Source organism: Streptococcus cristatus ATCC 51100, assembly GCF_011612585.1.
Taxonomy (GTDB): Bacteria; Bacillota; Bacilli; order Lactobacillales; family Streptococcaceae; genus Streptococcus; species Streptococcus cristatus_H.
On the sequence record NZ_CP050133.1, the window covers coordinates 338,655 to 356,292 of the forward strand.

20 protein-coding genes are annotated in these 17,638 nt (G+C 43.9%); 19 read left to right on the forward strand and 1 reads right to left on the reverse strand.

The annotated features are described in order from the left end of the window. The first annotated feature begins 159 nt into the window (after positions 1–159). The 6 genes from gatC to HBA50_RS01725 all read left to right on the forward strand — a co-directional run bounded on the left by gatC (position 160) and on the right by HBA50_RS01725 (position 5,165). Entirely contained in the window at positions 160–462 is a 303-nt protein-coding gene (gene gatC, locus HBA50_RS01700) for an Asp-tRNA(Asn)/Glu-tRNA(Gln) amidotransferase subunit GatC (protein WP_005591696.1), read from the forward strand. Next, on the forward strand, positions 462–1,928 hold the full coding sequence (gene gatA / locus HBA50_RS01705) for an Asp-tRNA(Asn)/Glu-tRNA(Gln) amidotransferase subunit GatA (protein ID WP_045500592.1): 1,467 nt from the start codon (positions 462–464) through the stop codon (positions 1,926–1,928). The genes gatC and gatA overlap by 1 nt, the downstream gene beginning before the upstream one ends. After that, positions 1,928–3,361 (forward strand): Asp-tRNA(Asn)/Glu-tRNA(Gln) amidotransferase subunit GatB, encoded by a 1,434-nt coding sequence (gene gatB, locus HBA50_RS01710; protein WP_045500595.1) that lies wholly within the window; start codon positions 1,928–1,930, stop codon positions 3,359–3,361. Before gatA ends, gatB begins: the two co-directional genes overlap by 1 nt. Positions 3,362–3,451: 90 nt before the next feature. Then, positions 3,452–3,808: a hypothetical protein gene (locus tag HBA50_RS01715; RefSeq protein WP_045500596.1), complete on the forward strand. Its 357-nt coding sequence runs from the start codon at positions 3,452–3,454 to the stop codon at positions 3,806–3,808. A gap of 48 nt (positions 3,809–3,856) precedes the next feature. Further along, on the forward strand, positions 3,857–4,150 hold the full coding sequence (locus HBA50_RS01720) for a hypothetical protein (RefSeq protein WP_045500598.1): 294 nt from the start codon (positions 3,857–3,859) through the stop codon (positions 4,148–4,150). A gap of 103 nt (positions 4,151–4,253) precedes the next feature. After that, complete coding sequence (locus HBA50_RS01725) at positions 4,254–5,165, forward strand: DMT family transporter (protein ID WP_045500600.1); 912 nt, start codon at positions 4,254–4,256, stop codon at positions 5,163–5,165. A gap of 66 nt (positions 5,166–5,231) precedes the next feature. On the opposite strand, the gene HBA50_RS01730 is transcribed toward HBA50_RS01725, so the two are convergent. Then, positions 5,232–6,599, reverse strand: coding sequence for an aspartate kinase (locus HBA50_RS01730; RefSeq protein WP_045500602.1), 1,368 nt, complete (start codon positions 6,597–6,599; stop codon positions 5,232–5,234). Between the two features lie 245 nt (positions 6,600–6,844). Between HBA50_RS01730 and HBA50_RS01735 the strand changes: the two genes are divergently transcribed. From HBA50_RS01735 to HBA50_RS01795, 13 genes are all read left to right on the forward strand, one after another. Beyond that, positions 6,845–7,636: an enoyl-CoA hydratase gene (locus HBA50_RS01735; protein ID WP_045500604.1), complete on the forward strand. Its 792-nt coding sequence runs from the start codon at positions 6,845–6,847 to the stop codon at positions 7,634–7,636. Positions 7,637–7,754: 118 nt separating this feature from the next. Then, a complete protein-coding gene (gene fabT, locus HBA50_RS01740) occupies positions 7,755–8,189 on the forward strand; it encodes a fatty acid biosynthesis transcriptional regulator FabT (protein WP_045500607.1) in 435 nt (144 codons plus the stop codon). Further along, entirely contained in the window at positions 8,189–9,163 is a 975-nt protein-coding gene (locus tag HBA50_RS01745; protein WP_045500609.1) for a beta-ketoacyl-ACP synthase III, read from the forward strand. Before fabT ends, HBA50_RS01745 begins: the two co-directional genes overlap by 1 nt. 54 nt (positions 9,164–9,217) lie before the next feature. Further along, on the forward strand, positions 9,218–9,442 hold the full coding sequence (locus HBA50_RS01750; protein WP_005591706.1) for an acyl carrier protein: 225 nt from the start codon (positions 9,218–9,220) through the stop codon (positions 9,440–9,442). A 129-nt stretch (positions 9,443–9,571) separates the two neighbouring features. Further along, positions 9,572–10,546: an enoyl-[acyl-carrier-protein] reductase FabK gene (gene fabK, locus HBA50_RS01755; protein ID WP_005591707.1), complete on the forward strand. Its 975-nt coding sequence runs from the start codon at positions 9,572–9,574 to the stop codon at positions 10,544–10,546. Next, positions 10,539–11,459 carry an ACP S-malonyltransferase gene (gene fabD / locus HBA50_RS01760; RefSeq protein ID WP_045500612.1) on the forward strand — a complete coding sequence of 307 codons (921 nt, stop codon included), beginning with the start codon at positions 10,539–10,541 and terminating at the stop codon, positions 11,457–11,459. The genes fabK and fabD overlap by 8 nt, the downstream gene beginning before the upstream one ends. A 12-nt stretch (positions 11,460–11,471) precedes the next feature. Next, complete coding sequence (gene fabG, locus HBA50_RS01765; protein ID WP_045500614.1) at positions 11,472–12,206, forward strand: 3-oxoacyl-[acyl-carrier-protein] reductase; 735 nt, start codon at positions 11,472–11,474, stop codon at positions 12,204–12,206. Positions 12,207–12,257: 51 nt separating this feature from the next. Beyond that, on the forward strand, positions 12,258–13,490 hold the full coding sequence (fabF, locus tag HBA50_RS01770; RefSeq protein WP_045500616.1) for a beta-ketoacyl-ACP synthase II: 1,233 nt from the start codon (positions 12,258–12,260) through the stop codon (positions 13,488–13,490). After that, positions 13,491–13,985, forward strand: a complete 495-nt coding sequence (accB, locus tag HBA50_RS01775) for an acetyl-CoA carboxylase biotin carboxyl carrier protein (RefSeq protein WP_045500619.1) — start codon at positions 13,491–13,493, stop codon at positions 13,983–13,985. Next, entirely contained in the window at positions 13,982–14,404 is a 423-nt protein-coding gene (gene fabZ, locus HBA50_RS01780; RefSeq protein ID WP_008809611.1) for a 3-hydroxyacyl-ACP dehydratase FabZ, read from the forward strand. The genes accB and fabZ overlap by 4 nt, the downstream gene beginning before the upstream one ends. Before the next feature lie 18 nt (positions 14,405–14,422). Further along, positions 14,423–15,790 (forward strand): acetyl-CoA carboxylase biotin carboxylase subunit, encoded by a 1,368-nt coding sequence (locus HBA50_RS01785; protein WP_045500622.1) that lies wholly within the window; start codon positions 14,423–14,425, stop codon positions 15,788–15,790. A gap of 65 nt (positions 15,791–15,855) precedes the next feature. Beyond that, positions 15,856–16,719 carry an acetyl-CoA carboxylase, carboxyltransferase subunit beta gene (gene accD / locus HBA50_RS01790; RefSeq protein ID WP_045500624.1) on the forward strand — a complete coding sequence of 288 codons (864 nt, stop codon included), beginning with the start codon at positions 15,856–15,858 and terminating at the stop codon, positions 16,717–16,719. Then, positions 16,716–17,486, forward strand: coding sequence for an acetyl-CoA carboxylase carboxyl transferase subunit alpha (locus HBA50_RS01795; protein ID WP_045500627.1), 771 nt, complete (start codon positions 16,716–16,718; stop codon positions 17,484–17,486). Before accD ends, HBA50_RS01795 begins: the two co-directional genes overlap by 4 nt. Positions 17,487–17,638: the final 152 nt, after the last annotated feature.

Genomic DNA, 17,638 nt, shown 5'->3' on the forward strand with positions numbered 1-17,638 from the left:
TCAGGAAGAAGTCAAAGAAAGAGGTCACAGCTACGAGAGCTTGGTGCCCCTATCTTAGCAAAACAATGCGAGTTAAATACCTCGAAAACAAAGATCTTTCTTAGATTTATCGTTTTCGGTCGGTATTCAGGCTCGCCTATCTTATGAAAGGAATCAGAGATGAAGATTACTCAAGAAGAAGTAAGTCACGTTGCAAAACTGTCAAAACTGGCTTTTTCACCAGAAGAGACAGCTGAGTTTGCGACAACCTTGTCTAAAATTGTCGACATGGTCGAATTGCTCAATGAAGTGGACACAGAGGGTGTGCCTTTCACTTCTAATGTGGCAGCTAATATCAACTATATGCGAGAAGATGTGGCTCAGCCAGGCTGGAACCGAGAAGAGCTTTTCCAAAATGTACCTGAAAAAGAGCGGGGCTACATCAAAGTGCCTGCCATCCTAGATGACGGAGGAGATGCCTAATGACTTTTAATCACAAGACCATTGAAGAGTTGCATGATCTGCTGGTCAAGAAAGAAATTTCTGCAGTAGAGTTAACTCAGGCGACTTTGGCAGACATCAAAGAACGTGAAGGAGCTGTGGATAGTTTTATTACTGTCAGCGAAGAAGAAGCATTGGCTCAGGCAGCAGCTCTGGATGCTAAGGGCATTGATGCTGACAATCTCATGAGCGGAATTCCGCTGGCGGTTAAGGACAATATCTCAACCAAGGGGATTTTGACAACAGCTGCATCTAAAATGCTCTACAACTATAAACCAATTTTCGATGCGACCAGTGTAGAGAAGCTCTATGGTAAGGATATGATTATCGTTGGGAAAACCAACATGGACGAGTTTGCCATGGGGGGATCCAGCGAAAACTCTTACTTTAAGACGACTAAGAATGCTTGGGACAGTAGCAAGGTTCCTGGTGGCTCATCTGGTGGTTCAGCGACAGCTGTTGCCTCTGGTCAGGTTCGTCTGTCACTGGGTTCAGATACGGGTGGTTCTATTCGCCAGCCTGCTTCCTTTAACGGTGTAGTCGGCCTCAAGCCAACTTACGGACGGGTTTCTCGTTTTGGTCTCATTGCTTTTGGTTCTTCTTTAGATCAGATTGGGCCTTTCTCTCAGACGGTTAAGGAAAATGCCCAGCTTTTGAATGTTATTTCTGGTAATGATCCTAAGGATTCGACATCATCACAAGAAGCAGTGCCAGACTTTACTAGCAAAATTGGCCAAGACATCAAGGGTATGAAGATTGCCTTGCCTAAGGAATACATGGGTGAGGGAATTGACAGCAAGGTCAAGGAAACGATTCTGGCAGCAGCTAAGCACTTGGAAAGCCTAGGTGCGATTGTTGAAGAAGTTAGCCTGCCCCACAGCAAGTATGGAGTGGCTGTTTACTATATCATTGCTTCTTCTGAGGCTAGCTCTAACCTGCAGCGTTTTGATGGCATTCGCTATGGCTATCGTGCAGAAGGCATTGAAAATCTAGAAGATGTCTATGTCAAATCTCGCAGCGAAGGCTTTGGTGAAGAGGTGAAACGCCGCATCATGCTGGGGACATTCAGCTTGTCGTCTGGTTACTACGATGCTTACTTCAAGAAAGCTGGTCAGGTTCGGACCTTGATTATGCAAGATTTTGCTAAAGTATTTGAAAAATATGATTTGATCTTAGGCCCAACTGCACCAACTGTAGCTTATGACTTGGGCAGTCAAAACCAAGATCCAGTGGCCATGTATCTGGCTGACCTTTTGACCATTCCAGTCAATCTGGCTGGTCTGCCTGGCATTTCAATCCCAGCTGGCTTTGCAGATGGTCTTCCAGTTGGCTTGCAGCTGATTGGGAACCACTTTGATGAAGCGACCATCTATCAGGCAGCCGCAGCATTTGAATCGACGACTGACTATCACAAACAGCAGCCAGTTATCTTTGGAGGTGAAAAATAATGAACTTTGAAACAGTTATCGGACTGGAAGTCCATGTTGAATTGAAGACTAATTCAAAAATTTTCTCACCGGCTCCAGCTCACTTCGGTGAAGATCCAAATGCCAATACCAATATCATTGACTGGTCCTTCCCGGGTGTCCTGCCTGTTATGAACAAGGGTGTCATTGACTATGGTATCAAGGCTGCTTTGGCTTTGAACATGGATATTCACCAGAAGATGCACTTTGATCGTAAGAATTATTTCTATCCGGACAATCCAAAAGCCTATCAAATTTCTCAGTTTGATGAGCCGATTGGTTACAATGGCTGGATTGAGATTGAGCTAGAAGATGGCACGACCAAGAAAATCCGTATCGAGCGGGCCCACTTGGAAGAAGATGCTGGAAAGAATACCCACGGCAGCGATGGCTACTCTTATGTGGACCTCAACCGCCAAGGGGTGCCTCTGATTGAGATTGTATCGGAAGCGGATATGCGCAGTCCAGAAGAAGCTTATGCTTACCTGACTGCTCTCAAGGAAATCATCCAGTACACGGGTATTTCTGATGTTAAGATGGAAGAGGGCTCTATGCGTGTCGACGCCAATATTTCCATCCGTCCTTACGGCCAGGAAGAGTTTGGTACTAAGACTGAGCTGAAAAACCTCAACTCCTTCAACTTTGTCCGCAAGGGTCTAGCATTTGAGGAAAAACGCCAAGCGGAAATCCTACGCAGCGGTGGTCAAATCCGTCAGGAAACCCGTCGTTATGATGAAGCAACTGGCGAAACATTGCTCATGCGGGTTAAGGAAGGTTCAGCGGACTACCGTTACTTCCCAGAGCCTGATCTGCCGATCTTTGAGATTGAGGATGCTTGGATTGAGCAAGTGCGCGACAGTCTGCCAGCCTTTCCAAAAGAGCGCCGTGCTAAGTATGTGGGCGACTACGGTCTGTCTGACTACGATGCCAAGCAGCTGACAGCTACGAAGGCTGTGTCAGACTTCTTTGAAGCAGCTGTTGCTGCAGGTGGAGACGCTAAGGCTGTCTCTAACTGGCTCCAAGGAGAAGTGGCTCAATACCTCAATGCAGAAGGCAAGACTATCTCTGAGATTGAGTTGACGCCTGAGAACCTGACTGAGATGATTGCCCTGATTGCAGACGGAACGATTTCTTCTAAGATTGCCAAGAAGGTCTTTGTCCATCTGGCTAAAAATGGCGGTTCTGCTAAGGAATATGTACAAAAAGCAGGCTTGATTCAAATCTCAGATCCTGCCCAGCTATTGCCAATCATTCAACAAGTCTTTGCGGATAATGAAAAAGCCATCAATGACTATAAGGGCGGCAACAAGAATGCAGCCAAGTCCTTGATTGGTCAGCTCATGAAGGCTACCAAGGGCCAAGCCAACCCGCAAGTAGCACAAAAACTGCTCAATGAAGAGTTGGAGAAATTATAGAAATAAGTAGAAAACCAGTCGTGAGGCTGGTTTTCGCCTTTTATTTGAAGGGAACTTATGGTAAAATAGGTAAAAAATAAAGGAGTCCTTATGTCAGAAATTAAAGTAAAACGCGGAACAGGCTTTGTAGGGATCATTGGGAATTTCCCAATTTTAATCAATGGTCAAAAGGTTGGTACAATCCAGAATGGCGACGAGGCGGCCTTTCCTATTGAGGGAGAAGAAGTTGTTGTTCGTGTAGGAGCTGCTCCTATGAGAACCAAGCCAGTGACAGTTAAAGCAGGGCAAACCTTGTTGGTTGAAACGAATTTTACGAATTTTTCTATCTGTCTAGGAGTTTTGTTGCTGGGCCTGTTCTTTGGTGGTCTAGTGCGTGCAATTCTCTTAATTCTTTATATTGTTTTAATGTTTCTTCTGCCTTTTTACTCAGCTAGGATTGAAGAATAAACTGAAGAGTTTTTGTTGATAGGCTGGATTGAAATAAGGGAGTTCTTGATGTCAAAATTTACCATTACGCGTTCTACGGGTATAGTTGGAGTAGCTCAAAATGTTGCAGTATATCTAAATGGTGCACTTGTGGATAAACTTGCGAATGATGAAAGTAAAACGCTGACTTTTGAGGAATACAGTGTTGAACTACAGGTTGGACAAAGCTTTATGAAATCGCATAAGATTCAAGTGAAAGATGGCCAGAAAGTACTTGTTACAGCTTCTGGAATGCGAGCTATGCTAGGAATTATTGGCTTTATATTAGGTTTGCCTTATTTACTTCTTGAGATAGAGGATTAGCCATTTTTGGGCTCTGCTAAATCATAAAAAATCAGTCAAAACAGACTGATTTTTCTTTATGGTTTATGTTATAATGATCAAAGCTAACAGAAAGAGGTTTGAGATGTCAAAAGTTTTAAGGGGAACTCTTTATACCTTGGCTGCGGGGATTGCTTGGGGCTTATCGGGAACAAGTGGTCAATATCTGATGGAGCATGGTTTTTCGGCGCTGAGCTTGACCAATGTGCGCTTGTTGCTAGCGGGGTTGGTTTTGATGATGTTGGCTTATGCCACAAATAAAGAATCCTTTAAAAAGATTTGGAAAGACAAGAGCTCTCTGTTACACATTTTAATTTTTGCAGTTCTAGGCTTATTTATCAATCAATATGCTTATCTAGCGGCCATTCATGAGACGAATGCAGGAACAGCAACGGTCTTACAATATCTCTGTCCAGTGGGAGTCTTGGCATACACTTGTATCAAAGACAGAGTAACACCGACTGTGGCTCAGGTTTGCTCTATGATTTTAGCTATCGGTGGAACCTTTCTGATTGCGACCCACGGTCAGGTCAATCAGCTCTCGATGACGCCGAAGGGCCTATTTTTAGGTGTTTTTTCAGCCTTTACATACGCGTTATATATTCTGTTGCCGATTGGACTCATTAAAAAGTGGGGAAGCATGCTGGTAATCGGGATTGGCATGACCATTGCAGGTATCTTGCTCCTTCCTTTTAGCGGTATTTTCCAGCATCAGTGGCAAGTCCGTTCGGATATCCTTCTGGCCTTGGTCGGCATCATTGTCATTGGAACAATCTTTGCTTACACCGTCTTTTTGAAGGGAACAAGCTTGGTCGGTCCTGTCAAATCTAGCCTCCTAGCCTCGATTGAGCCTATTTCAGCGGTCTTCTTTGCCTTTGTCATTATGAATGAACGCTTTTATCTGCTTGATTTTGTAGGTATGGGCATGATTTTGCTGGCTGTCCTGTTGATATCTGTCAAGGACCTAATCTTGGAAAAGAAAAAAGGTTTATTATAAGCAAGAAAGAATAAGGAAAGACCTGGCTCCATATAGAGCTAGGTCTTTGTTGTTTACTTATTCGGTTTATTCATCGCTTTCTGAGCTGCCAAAGAATGCTTTGTACAGAGCACGGATGGCCTCTTTTTCTTGGTTCTTATTGACAACAAACATGATAGAAACTTCACTTGAACCTTGTGACATCATTTGGATATTGATTTTGTTGTCAGAAAGAGCTCTAGTCGCAGTAGCCGTCACCCCGATATGACTTTTCATTTTTTCGCCGACAATCATGATGATAGAGAGGTCATGCTCAATCTCAGCGTAGTCTACTTCTGCCTTTTGTACAAGTTGGCGCAGAATTTCTTCTTCTTTGATTGGAGTTAATTCACGTTCACGAAGAATGATGGAAAGATCATCGATTCCTGTTGGCATATGCTCCCAACCGATATTTAAATCTTCCAAAATCTGAAGTGCCTTTCGACCAAATCCAACTTCTCGGTTCATGAGATACTTGGACATATTAATGCTTACGAAGCCAGAGTCACCAGCGATTCCTACAACAGGAGGATGATCTTCGCTATGTTTATGGACAATGCGCGTACCGGGGTGCTCTGGATTGTTGGTATTTTTGATAACGAGTGGAATTTTTCCGCGATAGGCTGGAAGTAGGGCTTCATCGTGAAGGACAGTAAAACCTGCATAGGCTAATTCTCGCATTTCACGGTAAGTAAGCTCAGCGATGGAGCGTGGCTTATGAATAATCCCAGGATGGGCAGCAAAGATGCCGTCTACATCAGTGAAGTTTTCATAGACATCAGCCTTGACACCAGCTGCAATAATTGATCCTGTAATATCTGAGCCACCACGAGAAAAAGTACAGATCTGTCCATCTTGAGTGACACCAAAGAAGCCAGGGATGACAAGGACTTCATCGGAATGAATTAGTTCTTCCAATTTATCATAGCTTGAAGGGAGGATTCGAGCATTTCCTGGTTCGCTTGAAACCACTAGTCCAGCTTCTCTAGGATGGACGTAGCGAGCCGGAATACCATTGTGGTTAAAGTAAGCTGCGATGAGCTTAGCATTGTTGTTTTCACCAGCTGCTAGGAAAGTATCGTAAAGAAATTCATTATTTTCAATTGGCAGAGTTGCTAGGGAGATGATGCTCTTAGAGATTTTTTCAATAATTGCAGATTTTAGACCTAGCTCAGAGACCATATCGGAGTAGCGTTTAATAATCCAATTTTGCTCCTTTGAGACATCATTTCCTGCAATGTACTGGCGATAATACTTAATCAGGGCATCGGTGACTTTTGTATCTTGGTCATCTCTTTTTCCTGGTGCGGAAACGACGACGAAACGACGCTCAGCATCAGACTTTACAATATGTAAGACTTTTTCTAATTGTGAAGCAGAAGCAAGTGAACTTCCGCCAAATTTTACAACTTTCATAGAAACTCCTAAACATGATTTAGGAAAAATTATAACAAAATTCTGAAAATTTTGCAAATCTATCAGAAGCACCGCTTTATATAAATTTATTGCAAAAATAAGCAAAAAACGAATATAAAATCAAATTTTCCAGTTTTTGTTTTCTTTCTTACATCTTTTATGCTAGAATAAATGTAATTTGACCATCAAATTATTTAATTATGAAATAAAATGACTGTAATTACCCAGTCTGGAATGGAGTTAGAATGACTTTTAATGGTATTCTTTATAAGGTAGTTGATGAAGTGGCGACTATCACCTTCAATCGTCCTGAAGTTTCAAATGGTTTCAATATCCCTATGTGCGAGGAGATTTTAGAAGCGATTGAGCTAGCCGCAAATGATGAGGCAGTGAATTTTTTAGTGATCAATGCTAATGGGAAAGTATTTTCTGTCGGTGGCGACCTAGCAGAGATGCAAAGAGCTGTCAGTGCTGACGATATTCAATCCTTGGTAAAAATTGCAGAGCTGGTCAATGACATTTCCTTTGCCATAAAACGGCTACCCAAGCCAGTTATTATGAGTGTGGATGGCCCTGTTGCGGGTGCAGCTGCCAATATGGTCGTGGCTGCAGATTTCTGTATTGCGACGGAAAAATCTCGCTTCATTCAAGCTTTTGTGGGAGTGGGCTTAGCGCCAGATGCCGGTGGACTTTATCTTCTGACTCGGGCAATTGGTGTGACTCGGGCGACTCATTTGGTCATGACGGGAGAGGCCTTGACTGCTGAGAAGGCTCTGGATTATGGTTTGCTTTATAAGGTCTGTGAAGCAGAAAAACTGGAAAAAACAACGGAACAGTTGCTGAAGAAGCTAAAACGCGGCTCGCTGAATTCTTACAGAGCTATGAAAGAAATGGTCTGGAAGAGTTTATTTAGCGGTTGGAAAGAGTATGCAGAGCTGGAGTTGGCTTTGCAGAAATCCCTTGCTTTCACAGAGGACTTCAAAGAAGGCGTCCAGGCTTACACTGAGAAGCGTCGTCCTCAATTTACAGGTAAGTAAGGATTTTGCAGGCTAAGAAAATTGTTTGAAAATCAAATAAATTTTCAAAAGGACTTGCAAATTATTTTGAGATCTGATAAAATTTGAATGTCAAAGTATTTATGAAGGAGGTGTTGGTTTGAATTATCAATTAGTCAATGATTATTTAACATCCATTTTTAATAATGTTTTGGTTATTGAAGAGTCCAGCCTCCGAGGTAGTCAATTTAAAGACGTCTCTATTAAAGAAATGCACACTATTGATGTTATTGGTACCATGCCTAATGCGACTCCAAGCGATATTTCAAAGGAATTGTTAGTCACTTTGGGGACTGTCACAACCAGCTTGAATAACTTGGAGCGTAAAGGGTATATCGAGCGTCGCCGTTCATCCATTGACCGTCGTGTAGTTCATCTGAGTTTGACCAAGAAGGGGAGGCTCTTGTATCGCCTTCATAAACGATTCCACAATCGCATGGTCATGCAAGTAGTGGAAGGAATGTCCTCAGAAGAAAAAAATGCAATGCAAAAAGGTTTGCAGAACTTGTATAATTTTTTAGAGGAGTTGAAATAATGAACTATGCAAGAATTACTCAAGTAGCTCATTATGCTCCAGAGCAGATTGTCACAAATGATGATCTAGCCAAGATGATGGATACAAGTGATGAATGGATCTCAAGTCGTACGGGTATCAAACAGCGACATTTATCTCGGACTGAGTCAACAAGTGATTTAGCTACAAAGGTCGCTGAGCAATTGCTAGAAAAGGCCCAACTGTCTGCTGATCAGCTTGATTTTATCATTGTTGCGACGATCACTCCGGATTCTATGATGCCGTCAACCGCAGCTAGAGTGCAGGCCAATATTGGAGCTACCAAGGCTTTTGCTTTTGACTTGACGGCAGCTTGCAGTGGCTTTATCTTTGCCTTATCAACTGGAGAAAAGTTCATTTCCTCTGGTCGCTATCAAAGAGGTTTGGTCATCGGTAGCGAAACGCTATCAAAGGTCGTTGATTGGTCGGATCGTGCGACGTCAGTCTTATTTGGTGATGGGGCTGGAGGAGTCTTGCTTGAAGTGGCAGAAAAGCAGCATTTTTGGGCTGAAAGTCAGTTTACTGATGGCTTGAGAGGTCAGAGTTTGACTTGTGGTGGACTTGGTTTGTCCTCTCCGTTTTCGGAAAAGCAAGTTGATGATCGCTATTTGAAAATGGAAGGCCGAGCAATCTTTGATTTCGCTATTCGTGATGTGGCACAGTCTATCAAAAATACCATTGAAGAGAGTCCATTTTCAGTGGAGGAGCTTGATTATCTGCTCTTGCATCAGGCTAATATCCGAATTTTAGATAAAATGGCTAAGAAACTCGGAGTTTCTCGGGAAAAACTACCTGCTAATATGATGGAATATGGCAATACTAGTGCAGCTAGCATCCCGATTTTATTATCTGAGTGTGTCCAACAGGACCTGATTAAGCTGAACGGAGATCAGACTATTTTATTGTCAGGTTTCGGTGGAGGTTTGACATGGGGCACGCTTATTGTTACAATTTAGTTAATCATGTGGAAACACATAGATAAAAAATATATTTTTTAAAGGAGTCTATCCATGGCAGTATTTGAAAAAGTACAAGAAATTATCGTTGAGGAACTTGGTAAAGAGCCATCAGAAGTTACACTTGAGTCAACTTTCGATGATCTTGAAGCAGATTCATTGGATTTGTTCCAAGTAATTTCAGAAATCGAAGATGCATTTGACATCCAAATCGAAACTGAAGAAGGCTTGAAAACAGTTGGTGACTTGGTTGCCTACGTAGAAGAAAAAACAAAATAATAAAGATTTGAGAGTATCGCAAGATATTCTCTCTTGTTTAGGTAATAGTTTGAATTTCAAAGTAAAAAGGCTGCTATCTAGCGGTTTGGGCTCAAGCTATTACTTAAGCAATGATTAGAGGAAGGTATTATGCAAACACGAATTACAGAATTATTAGATATTAAATATCCTATTTTCCAAGGTGGTATGGCTTGGGTCGCAGATGGTGACTTGGCTGGTGCTGTTTCAAAGGCTGGTGGTCTTGGGATCATCGGTGGTGGTAATGCGCCTAAGGAAGTGGTGAAAGCCAATATTGATAAGATTAAGTCTTTGACGGATCGTCCTTTCGGTGTCAATATCATGCTTCTGTCGCCTTTTGTAGATGACATCGTGGATTTGGTGATCGAAGAGGGTGTAAAAGTGGTGACGACTGGTGCGGGCAATCCAAGCAAGTACATGGCTCGTTTCCACGAGGCAGGTATTACGGTGATTCCTGTTGTACCAAGTGTGGCTTTGGCTAAACGGATGGAAAAAATCGGAGCAGATGCCGTTATTGCTGAAGGAATGGAAGCTGGTGGTCATATCGGTAAGTTAACGACCATGACCTTGGTTCGTCAGGTTGTAGAAGCAGTTAACATTCCAGTTATTGCGGCTGGTGGTATTGCGGATGGATCTGGTGCTGCGGCTGGTTTTATGTTGGGAGCAGAAGCGGTTCAGGTCGGCACACGCTTCGTTGTAGCTAAGGAATCAAATGCCCATCAAAATTATAAAGATATGATTTTGAAAGCTCGTGATATCGATACGACAATTTCTGCTCAGCACTTCGGTCATGCGGTTCGTGCGCTCAAGAATAAGCTGACTCGCGATTTTGAAAAGGCTGAAAAAGAAGCCTTCAAGCAAGAAAATCCAGACTTGACTGTTTTTGAAAATCTGGGTGCTGGTGCCTTGGCCAATGCGGTTGTCCGTGGCGATGTGGAAAATGGTTCCGTCATGTCCGGTCAGATTGCCGGCTTGGTCAGCAAGGAAGAAACAGTCGAAGAAATCCTCAAGGATATCTATTATGGCGCTGCTGAAAAGATTCAGCAGGAAGCAAAACGTTGGGCAGGAGTAACTAGAAATGACTAAGACAGCCTTTCTATTTGCTGGTCAGGGAGCCCAATATCTGGGAATGGCTCGTGACCTCTATGAACAGTATGATGTGGTTAAGGCAACTTTTGAGGAAGCGAGTCAAGTTCTGGGCTATGATGTTCGGGCGTTGATTGACCAAGATGAAGAAAAACTCAACCAAACTCGCTATACTCAACCAGCAATTTTGACAACTTCTCTTTCTATTTATCGCCTGCTGGCTGAAAAAGGAATCCAGCCTGATATGGTGGCTGGCCTCTCTCTAGGTGAATACTCTGCCTTGGTAGCTGCTGGTGCGCTGGACTTCAAAACAGCGGTAGCTCTAGTCGCTAAACGCGGAGCTTTCATGGAGGAAGCGGCTCCTGCTGGTTCTGGAAAGATGGTTGCGGTCCTAAATGCGGACGTGGCTCTTATCGAGGAAGCCTGCCAGACGGCTAGTCAGCTAGGAGTCGTCTCTCCTGCCAATTACAACACTCCAGGTCAAATCGTCATTGGAGGAGATGTGGCAGCGGTGGATAAAGCGGTGGAACTCCTCAAGGAAGCAGGTGTGAAACGCTTGATTCCGCTGAATGTTTCAGGTCCTTTCCATACAGCACTCTTGAAACCAGCCAGTGAGCAATTAGCTCGGGTTTTGGCTGAAACAGAATTTGCTGATTTTCAGCTTCCGCTAGTGGGCAATACAGAGGCGGATATCATGGAAACCGATAGAATTAAGGAATTATTAACTCGTCAGGTCATGGAGCCGGTTCGTTTCTACGATAGTATCGCTAAAATGCAGGAAGCTGGTGTGACAGAGTTTATCGAGATTGGTCCAGGGAAAGTATTGTCTGGCTTTCTGAAAAAAATTGATAAATCAGCAGTTGTTTATCATGTTGAAAGTGTGGAGACTTTGACAACCCTGCTGGAAAAATAATGGGGAATACCTATGGAATTAAAGAATAAAAATGTTTTTATTACAGGCTCTAGCCGTGGGATTGGTCTGGCTATTGCCCATAAGTTTGCAAGTGCAGGTGCCAATATTGTCTTGAACGGTCGTGGTCAAATTTCAGATGACGTTTTGGCGGAGTTTGCTGGCTATCCGGTCAAAGTCGTGGCTATTTCAGGCGATGTGTCTGATGGCGCTGATGCTAAGCGAATGATTGATGAGGCGATTGTGGCTTTGGGTTCTGTAGATGTCTTGGTCAATAATGCTGGAATTACCCGCGATAAGATTATGCTCAAGATGACAGAGGAAGACTTTGAGCAAGTGCTGAAGGTCAATTTGACTGGAGCCTTCAATATGACGCAAGCTGTCTTGAAACCAATGACCAAGGCTCGTCAGGGAGCAATTATCAACCTATCAAGTGTTGTCGGTTTGACTGGTAATGTCGGTCAGGCCAACTATGCAGCCTCTAAAGCTGGCTTGATTGGATTTTCTAAGTCAGTTGCTCGTGAGGTAGCTGGGCGCAGTATCCGTGTCAATGTGATTGCCCCAGGCTTTATCGAATCGGATATGACAGACGGGCTTTCTGAAAAAATCAAAGAAGCTTCTCTGGCTCAAATTCCAATGAAACGGTTCGGCAATACCGAAGAAGTAGCGGATGTTGCCCTATTCTTAGCAGGCCAGGAATACCTTACTGGTCAGGTCATCGCGATTGATGGCGGACTGACAATGCAGTAATTGCATGTATTTGGATTTGACAGTTTACCAATTATCATAAAGGAGTTCACTATGAAACTAAATCGAGTTGTTGTAACAGGTTATGGCTTAACCTCTCCCATCGGAAATACACCAGAAGAATTTTGGAATAGTTTAAAAGAAGGTAAGATTGGGATTGGTCCCATCACCAAGTTTGATCATAGCGATTTTGCTGTTCATAATGCGGCTGAAGTCCAAGACTTTCCTTTTGATAAATACTTTATCAAGAAAGATACCAATCGTTTTGACAACTATTCTTTATATGCCTTGTATGCAGCTCAAGAAGCGGTAACAAATGCCAATCTTGATGTAGAAGCAATTGACAAAGATCGCTTTGGTGTCATCGTGGCTTCTGGTATCGGTGGTATCAAGGAAATCGAAGATCAAGTTATCCGTTTGCATGAAAAAGGTCCAAAACGCGTTAAGCCAATGACTCTTCCAAAAGCTTTGCCAAATATGGCTTCAGGAAATGTTGCGATGCGCTTCGGAGCAAACGGTATCTGTAAATCAATCAATACTGCCTGTGCCTCATCAAATGATGCCATTGGGGATGCCTTTCGTTCTATCAAGTTTGGTTTCCAAGATGTCATGTTGGTGGGTGGATCAGAAGCTTCTATCACTCCATTTGCCATTGCTGGTTTCCAAGCTTTGACTGCCCTATCAACTACGGAAGATCCAACTCGTGCTTCTATTCCATTTGATAAAGACCGTAACGGCTTTGTCATGGGAGAAGGATCTGGTATGTTGGTGCTTGAAAGTCTGGAACACGCCGAAAAACGTGGAGCGACTATCTTGGCTGAAGTAGTTGGTTATGGAAATACTTGTGATGCTTATCATATGACTTCACCTCATCCAGAAGGTCAAGGTGCTATTAAGGCAATTAAATTGGCTTTGGAAGAGGCAGAGATTTCTCCAGAGCAAGTGGCTTATGTCAATGCCCACGGTACTTCAACTCCTGCTAATGAAAAAGGAGAAAGCGGAGCTATCGTAGCTGTTCTTGGTAAAGAAGTACCTGTATCTTCAACCAAGTCATTCACAGGACACTTGCTTGGAGCTGCAGGAGCGGTAGAAGCAATCGCTACAATCGAAGCCATGCGCCATAACTTTGTACCAAAAACAGCTGGAACAAGTGAATTGTCAGACTATATTGAAGCAAATGTCGTTTATGGACAAGGCTTGGAGCAAGAAATTCCTTATGCGATTTCTAATACATTTGGTTTTGGCGGCCACAATGCTGTTCTGGCATTCAAGCGTTGGGAGGGCTAGATGAATATCAATGAAATTAAAGACTTGATGGCTCAGTTTGACCAATCAAGCCTGCGTGAATTTTCTTATAAAAATCAAAATGATGAATTGACTTTCAGCAAGAATGAAAGTTCTGCCGCAGTCGCAACAACTCCAGCAGCCAGTGCAGCCCCTGTTGTAGCTCCAGTGCAGCCAGCAAGTGCACCTGTAGCTGAGACGGTTTCCCCAGCAGCCAGTGCAGCCCCTGAGGTGGCTCCAGAGGCTCCGGCACCAGCTGCTGAGGGTGATGTCGTGGAAAGTCCCTTGGTTGGCGTGGCTTACTTGGCCGCAGGTCCAGATAAACCAGCTTTTGTCAGTGTAGGAGACCAAGTTAAAAAAGGTCAAACCCTGATGATTATTGAAGCCATGAAGGTCATGAATGAAGTGCCAGCACCGAAAGATGGTCTGATTACAGAAATTCTGGTTCAGAATGAAGAAATGGTTGAGTTTGGGAAAGGGCTGGTACGCATCAAATGATTGATATCAATGCAATAAAAGAGGCGCTTCCGCACCGCTATCCTATGTTGTTGGTGGACCGTGTATTGGAAGTCAGCGAAGATGAGATTGTCGCTTTGAAAAATGTGACGATCAACGAGCCATTCTTTAACGGACATTTCCCTCAGTATCCAGTTATGCCAGGTGTCTTAATCATGGAAGCACTGGCTCAAACGGCTGGTGTGCTGGAATTGTCTAAAGAAGAAAACAAGGGCAAGCTGGTCTTCTATGCTGGCATGGATAAGGTCAAGTTCAAAAAGCAAGTTGTACCTGGCGATCAATTGATTATGACGGCCAAGTTTGTTAAGCGTCGTGGCACTATTGCAGTGGTAGAGGCCAAGGCCGAAGTTGATGGTAAGCTTGCAGCAAGCGGAACCTTGACCTTTGCGATTGGTCAATAAGAAAGAGGAGATTTCACCATGTTTCGTAAAATTTTAATTGCTAACCGTGGGGAAATTGCGGTCAGAATTATTCGTGCAGCTCGCGAGCTGGGAATTGATACAGTCGCTGTTTATTCAACGGCTGATAAGGAAGCGCTCCACACCCTACTGGCTGATGAGGCAGTCTGCATCGGGCCAGCCAAGTCTACGGATTCTTATCTGAACATGAACGCGGTCCTGTCTGCTGCTGTTCTGACAGGTGCAGAAGCCATTCACCCTGGTTTTGGTTTTTTGAGTGAAAACTCTAAATTTGCGACCATGTGCGAAGAAGTCGGCATTAAGTTTATTGGACCTTCAGGTGCTGTTATGGACTTGATGGGGGACAAGATTAATGCTCGGGCTCAGATGATTAAGGCAAAAGTGCCGGTTATCCCAGGTTCTGACGGGGAAGTCCATACCTCTGAAGAAGCCTTGGAAGTGGCCGAAAAGATTGGCTATCCAGTCATGCTCAAAGCTTCTGCTGGCGGTGGTGGAAAGGGTATTCGTAAGGTTGAAAAGCCTGAGGATTTAGTAGCGGCCTTTGAGTCTGCTTCTAGTGAAGCCAAAGCGGCTTTTGGGAATGGCGCTATGTATATGGAGCGAGTTATCTATCCAGCGCGCCATATTGAGGTGCAGATTTTGGCAGATCAGCAGGGGCATGTAGTCCACTTGGGCGAGCGAGATTGCTCTTTGCAGCGGAATAATCAGAAGGTGCTGGAAGAAAGTCCATCTGTGGCAATTGGTAAAACCCTACGTCAGCAGATTGGTGAAGCAGCTGTTCGGGCTGCTGAGTCTGTCGGCTATGAAAATGCCGGAACGATTGAATTTCTGCTGGATGAAGCCAAGGGTGAATTCTACTTTATGGAGATGAATACTCGGGTGCAGGTAGAGCATCCAGTGACTGAGTTTGTTACCGGTGTGGATATTGTTAAAGAGCAGATTAAGATTGCAGATGGTCAAGAGCTGTCCTTCAGTCAAGAAGATGTTGAGATTCGAGGACATGCGATTGAATGTCGGATTAACGCTGAAAATCCAGCCTTTAACTTTGCACCGAGCCCAGGCAAGATTTCCAATCTTTATCTGCCAAGTGGCGGAGTGGGATTACGCGTGGATTCGGCGGTCTATCCTGGCTACACCATTCCTCCTTACTATGACAGTATGATTGCCAAAATCATCGTTCACGGGGAAAATCGCTTTGATGCCCTGATGAAGATGCAACGGGCTCTCTATGAGCTAGAAATCGACGGTGTCGTGACCAATAGCAGTTTCCAACTGGATCTGATTTCAGATCCTAATGTGATTGCTGGTGATTATGATACAGCCTTTCTCATGGAGAAGTTCCTTCCGGCTTATCAAGAGAAAAAATAGATGACAAGGAGTGATTTTGTTTGAAAGAAGCAGAATCACTCTAAAATTTAATGAAGGAGTAAGCAATGCCTTTGTTTTCAAAAAAGGATAAATATATTCGGATCAATCCTAATCGTTCCTCTCGTGCCTTGCCTCAGCCAAAACCAGAAGTTCCAGATGAGCTTTTTTCCAAGTGCCCTGGTTGTAAGCATACCATTTATCAAAAAGATTTGGGGGCAGAGCGTGTCTGTCCAAGCTGTGGCTATACTTTTCGGATTTCAGCTTTTGAGCGTCTGAGTTTGACGGTGGATGAAGGAAGCTTTGAGGAATTGTTCACCGGTATTGAGACGACAGATCCCTTACATTTTCCAAATTATCAAGAAAAACTGGCAAAGATGCGGGAAAAGACTGGCCTAGATGAGGCCGTTTTGACTGGAATCGCTCTGATAAAAGGCCAAAAATTAGCCCTTGGGATCATGGATTCCAACTTTATCATGGCTTCCATGGGAACGATTGTCGGAGAGAAGATTACCCGTCTCTTTGAGTATGCGACAGAGCATCAGTTGCCAGTCGTCCTCTTTACGGCTTCTGGCGGTGCCCGCATGCAGGAAGGTATCATGAGCTTGATGCAAATGGCTAAAACTTCTGCTGCTGTACAACGTCATTCAAAGGCTGGTCTTTTTTACCTGACCGTTTTGACAGATCCTACTACAGGTGGTGTCACAGCCTCTTTTGCTATGGAGGGCGATATTATCTTGGCGGAAGCGCAGGCTTTGGTAGGCTTTGCCGGTCGTCGGGTTATTGAGTCTACTGTACGGGAAAAATTGCCAGATGACTTCCAAAAGGCAGAGTTTTTGCTGGAACATGGCTTTGTTGATGCGATTGTCAAACGTGGTGAATTGCGGGATCGGATTGCTACTCTCTTGAGATTTCATGGAGGTGACCAATGACAAAAATCAGTCAGATTATCAAAGCAGCGCGTGATCAGTCCCGTTTGACGGCTCTGGATTTTGCCCAAGGCATTTTTGATGATTTTGTGGAACTGCACGGAGATCGTGGTTTTCGTGATGATGGTGCTGTCATTGGCGGTATCGGAACATTAAATGGTCAGCCAGTCACAGTGGTCGGCATTCAAAAAGGTCGCAATTTGCAAGATAATTTACGGCGGAACTTTGGTCAACCTCATCCGGAAGGCTATCGCAAGGCTCTACGTCTCATGAAGCAGGCTGAGAAATTCGGCCGTCCAGTCGTGACCTTTATCAATACGGCTGGTGCCTATCCTGGCGTCGGTGCTGAGGAGCGCGGACAAGGCGAAGCCATTGCCCGTAATCTCATGGAAATGAGTGATCTGAAAGTGCCCATTATTGCCATTATCATCGGCGAGGGTGGCTCTGGCGGGGCACTGGCCTTAGCAGTTGCTGATAAGGTCTGGATGCTGGAAAACTCTATGTATGCCATTCTCAGTCCAGAAGGCTTTGCCTCGATTTTATGGAAGGATGGCAGCCGAGCAATGGAGGCGGCGGAGATGATGAAAATCACCTCGCACGAGCTTTTGCAGATGGGTGTCGTTGATAAGGTCATCCCCGAACGTGGCTTTAATAAAAATGAGCTCTTAGCTGCAGTCAAGCAAGAGATCAGTACTGAACTAGCGGAACTTTCCAAACTTTCTCTCGAGCAACTTTTGGAAGATCGCTATCAGCGTTTTAGAAAATATTAGTCAGAAGCCTTAGGGCTTCTTTTTCTTGTTTGAGAGAGGTAAGGAGACAGTTAAAGCAGTAATATATTTTGGTTTGACATGTAGCAATATATTCTCTTTATAGAGGCCATATAAAATATATATTATACAAGCTGTCAGACCTATGTTAAGAT

What these genes read in the sequence shown, in the direction of transcription:
- fabZ (WP_008809611.1), top strand. Translation starts at nt 13,982, where the DNA reads ATGATTGATATCAATGCAATAAAAGAGGCGCTTCCGCACCGCTATCCT.
- accD (WP_045500624.1), top strand. Translation starts at nt 15,856, where the DNA reads ATGCCTTTGTTTTCAAAAAAGGATAAATATATTCGGATCAATCCTAAT.
- HBA50_RS01730 (WP_045500602.1), bottom strand. Translation starts at nt 6,599, where the DNA reads ATGAAAGTTGTAAAATTTGGCGGAAGTTCACTTGCTTCTGCTTCACAA.
- fabF (WP_045500616.1), top strand. Translation starts at nt 12,258, where the DNA reads ATGAAACTAAATCGAGTTGTTGTAACAGGTTATGGCTTAACCTCTCCC.
- HBA50_RS01750 (WP_005591706.1), top strand. Translation starts at nt 9,218, where the DNA reads ATGGCAGTATTTGAAAAAGTACAAGAAATTATCGTTGAGGAACTTGGT.
- HBA50_RS01715 (WP_045500596.1), top strand. Translation starts at nt 3,452, where the DNA reads ATGTCAGAAATTAAAGTAAAACGCGGAACAGGCTTTGTAGGGATCATT.
- HBA50_RS01745 (WP_045500609.1), top strand. Translation starts at nt 8,189, where the DNA reads ATGAACTATGCAAGAATTACTCAAGTAGCTCATTATGCTCCAGAGCAG.
- fabD (WP_045500612.1), top strand. Translation starts at nt 10,539, where the DNA reads ATGACTAAGACAGCCTTTCTATTTGCTGGTCAGGGAGCCCAATATCTG.
- accB (WP_045500619.1), top strand. Translation starts at nt 13,491, where the DNA reads ATGAATATCAATGAAATTAAAGACTTGATGGCTCAGTTTGACCAATCA.
- gatB (WP_045500595.1), top strand. Translation starts at nt 1,928, where the DNA reads ATGAACTTTGAAACAGTTATCGGACTGGAAGTCCATGTTGAATTGAAG.
- HBA50_RS01785 (WP_045500622.1), top strand. Translation starts at nt 14,423, where the DNA reads ATGTTTCGTAAAATTTTAATTGCTAACCGTGGGGAAATTGCGGTCAGA.
- fabG (WP_045500614.1), top strand. Translation starts at nt 11,472, where the DNA reads ATGGAATTAAAGAATAAAAATGTTTTTATTACAGGCTCTAGCCGTGGG.
- HBA50_RS01720 (WP_045500598.1), top strand. Translation starts at nt 3,857, where the DNA reads ATGTCAAAATTTACCATTACGCGTTCTACGGGTATAGTTGGAGTAGCT.
- gatC (WP_005591696.1), top strand. Translation starts at nt 160, where the DNA reads ATGAAGATTACTCAAGAAGAAGTAAGTCACGTTGCAAAACTGTCAAAA.
- gatA (WP_045500592.1), top strand. Translation starts at nt 462, where the DNA reads ATGACTTTTAATCACAAGACCATTGAAGAGTTGCATGATCTGCTGGTC.
- HBA50_RS01795 (WP_045500627.1), top strand. Translation starts at nt 16,716, where the DNA reads ATGACAAAAATCAGTCAGATTATCAAAGCAGCGCGTGATCAGTCCCGT.
- fabK (WP_005591707.1), top strand. Translation starts at nt 9,572, where the DNA reads ATGCAAACACGAATTACAGAATTATTAGATATTAAATATCCTATTTTC.
- HBA50_RS01725 (WP_045500600.1), top strand. Translation starts at nt 4,254, where the DNA reads ATGTCAAAAGTTTTAAGGGGAACTCTTTATACCTTGGCTGCGGGGATT.
- HBA50_RS01735 (WP_045500604.1), top strand. Translation starts at nt 6,845, where the DNA reads ATGACTTTTAATGGTATTCTTTATAAGGTAGTTGATGAAGTGGCGACT.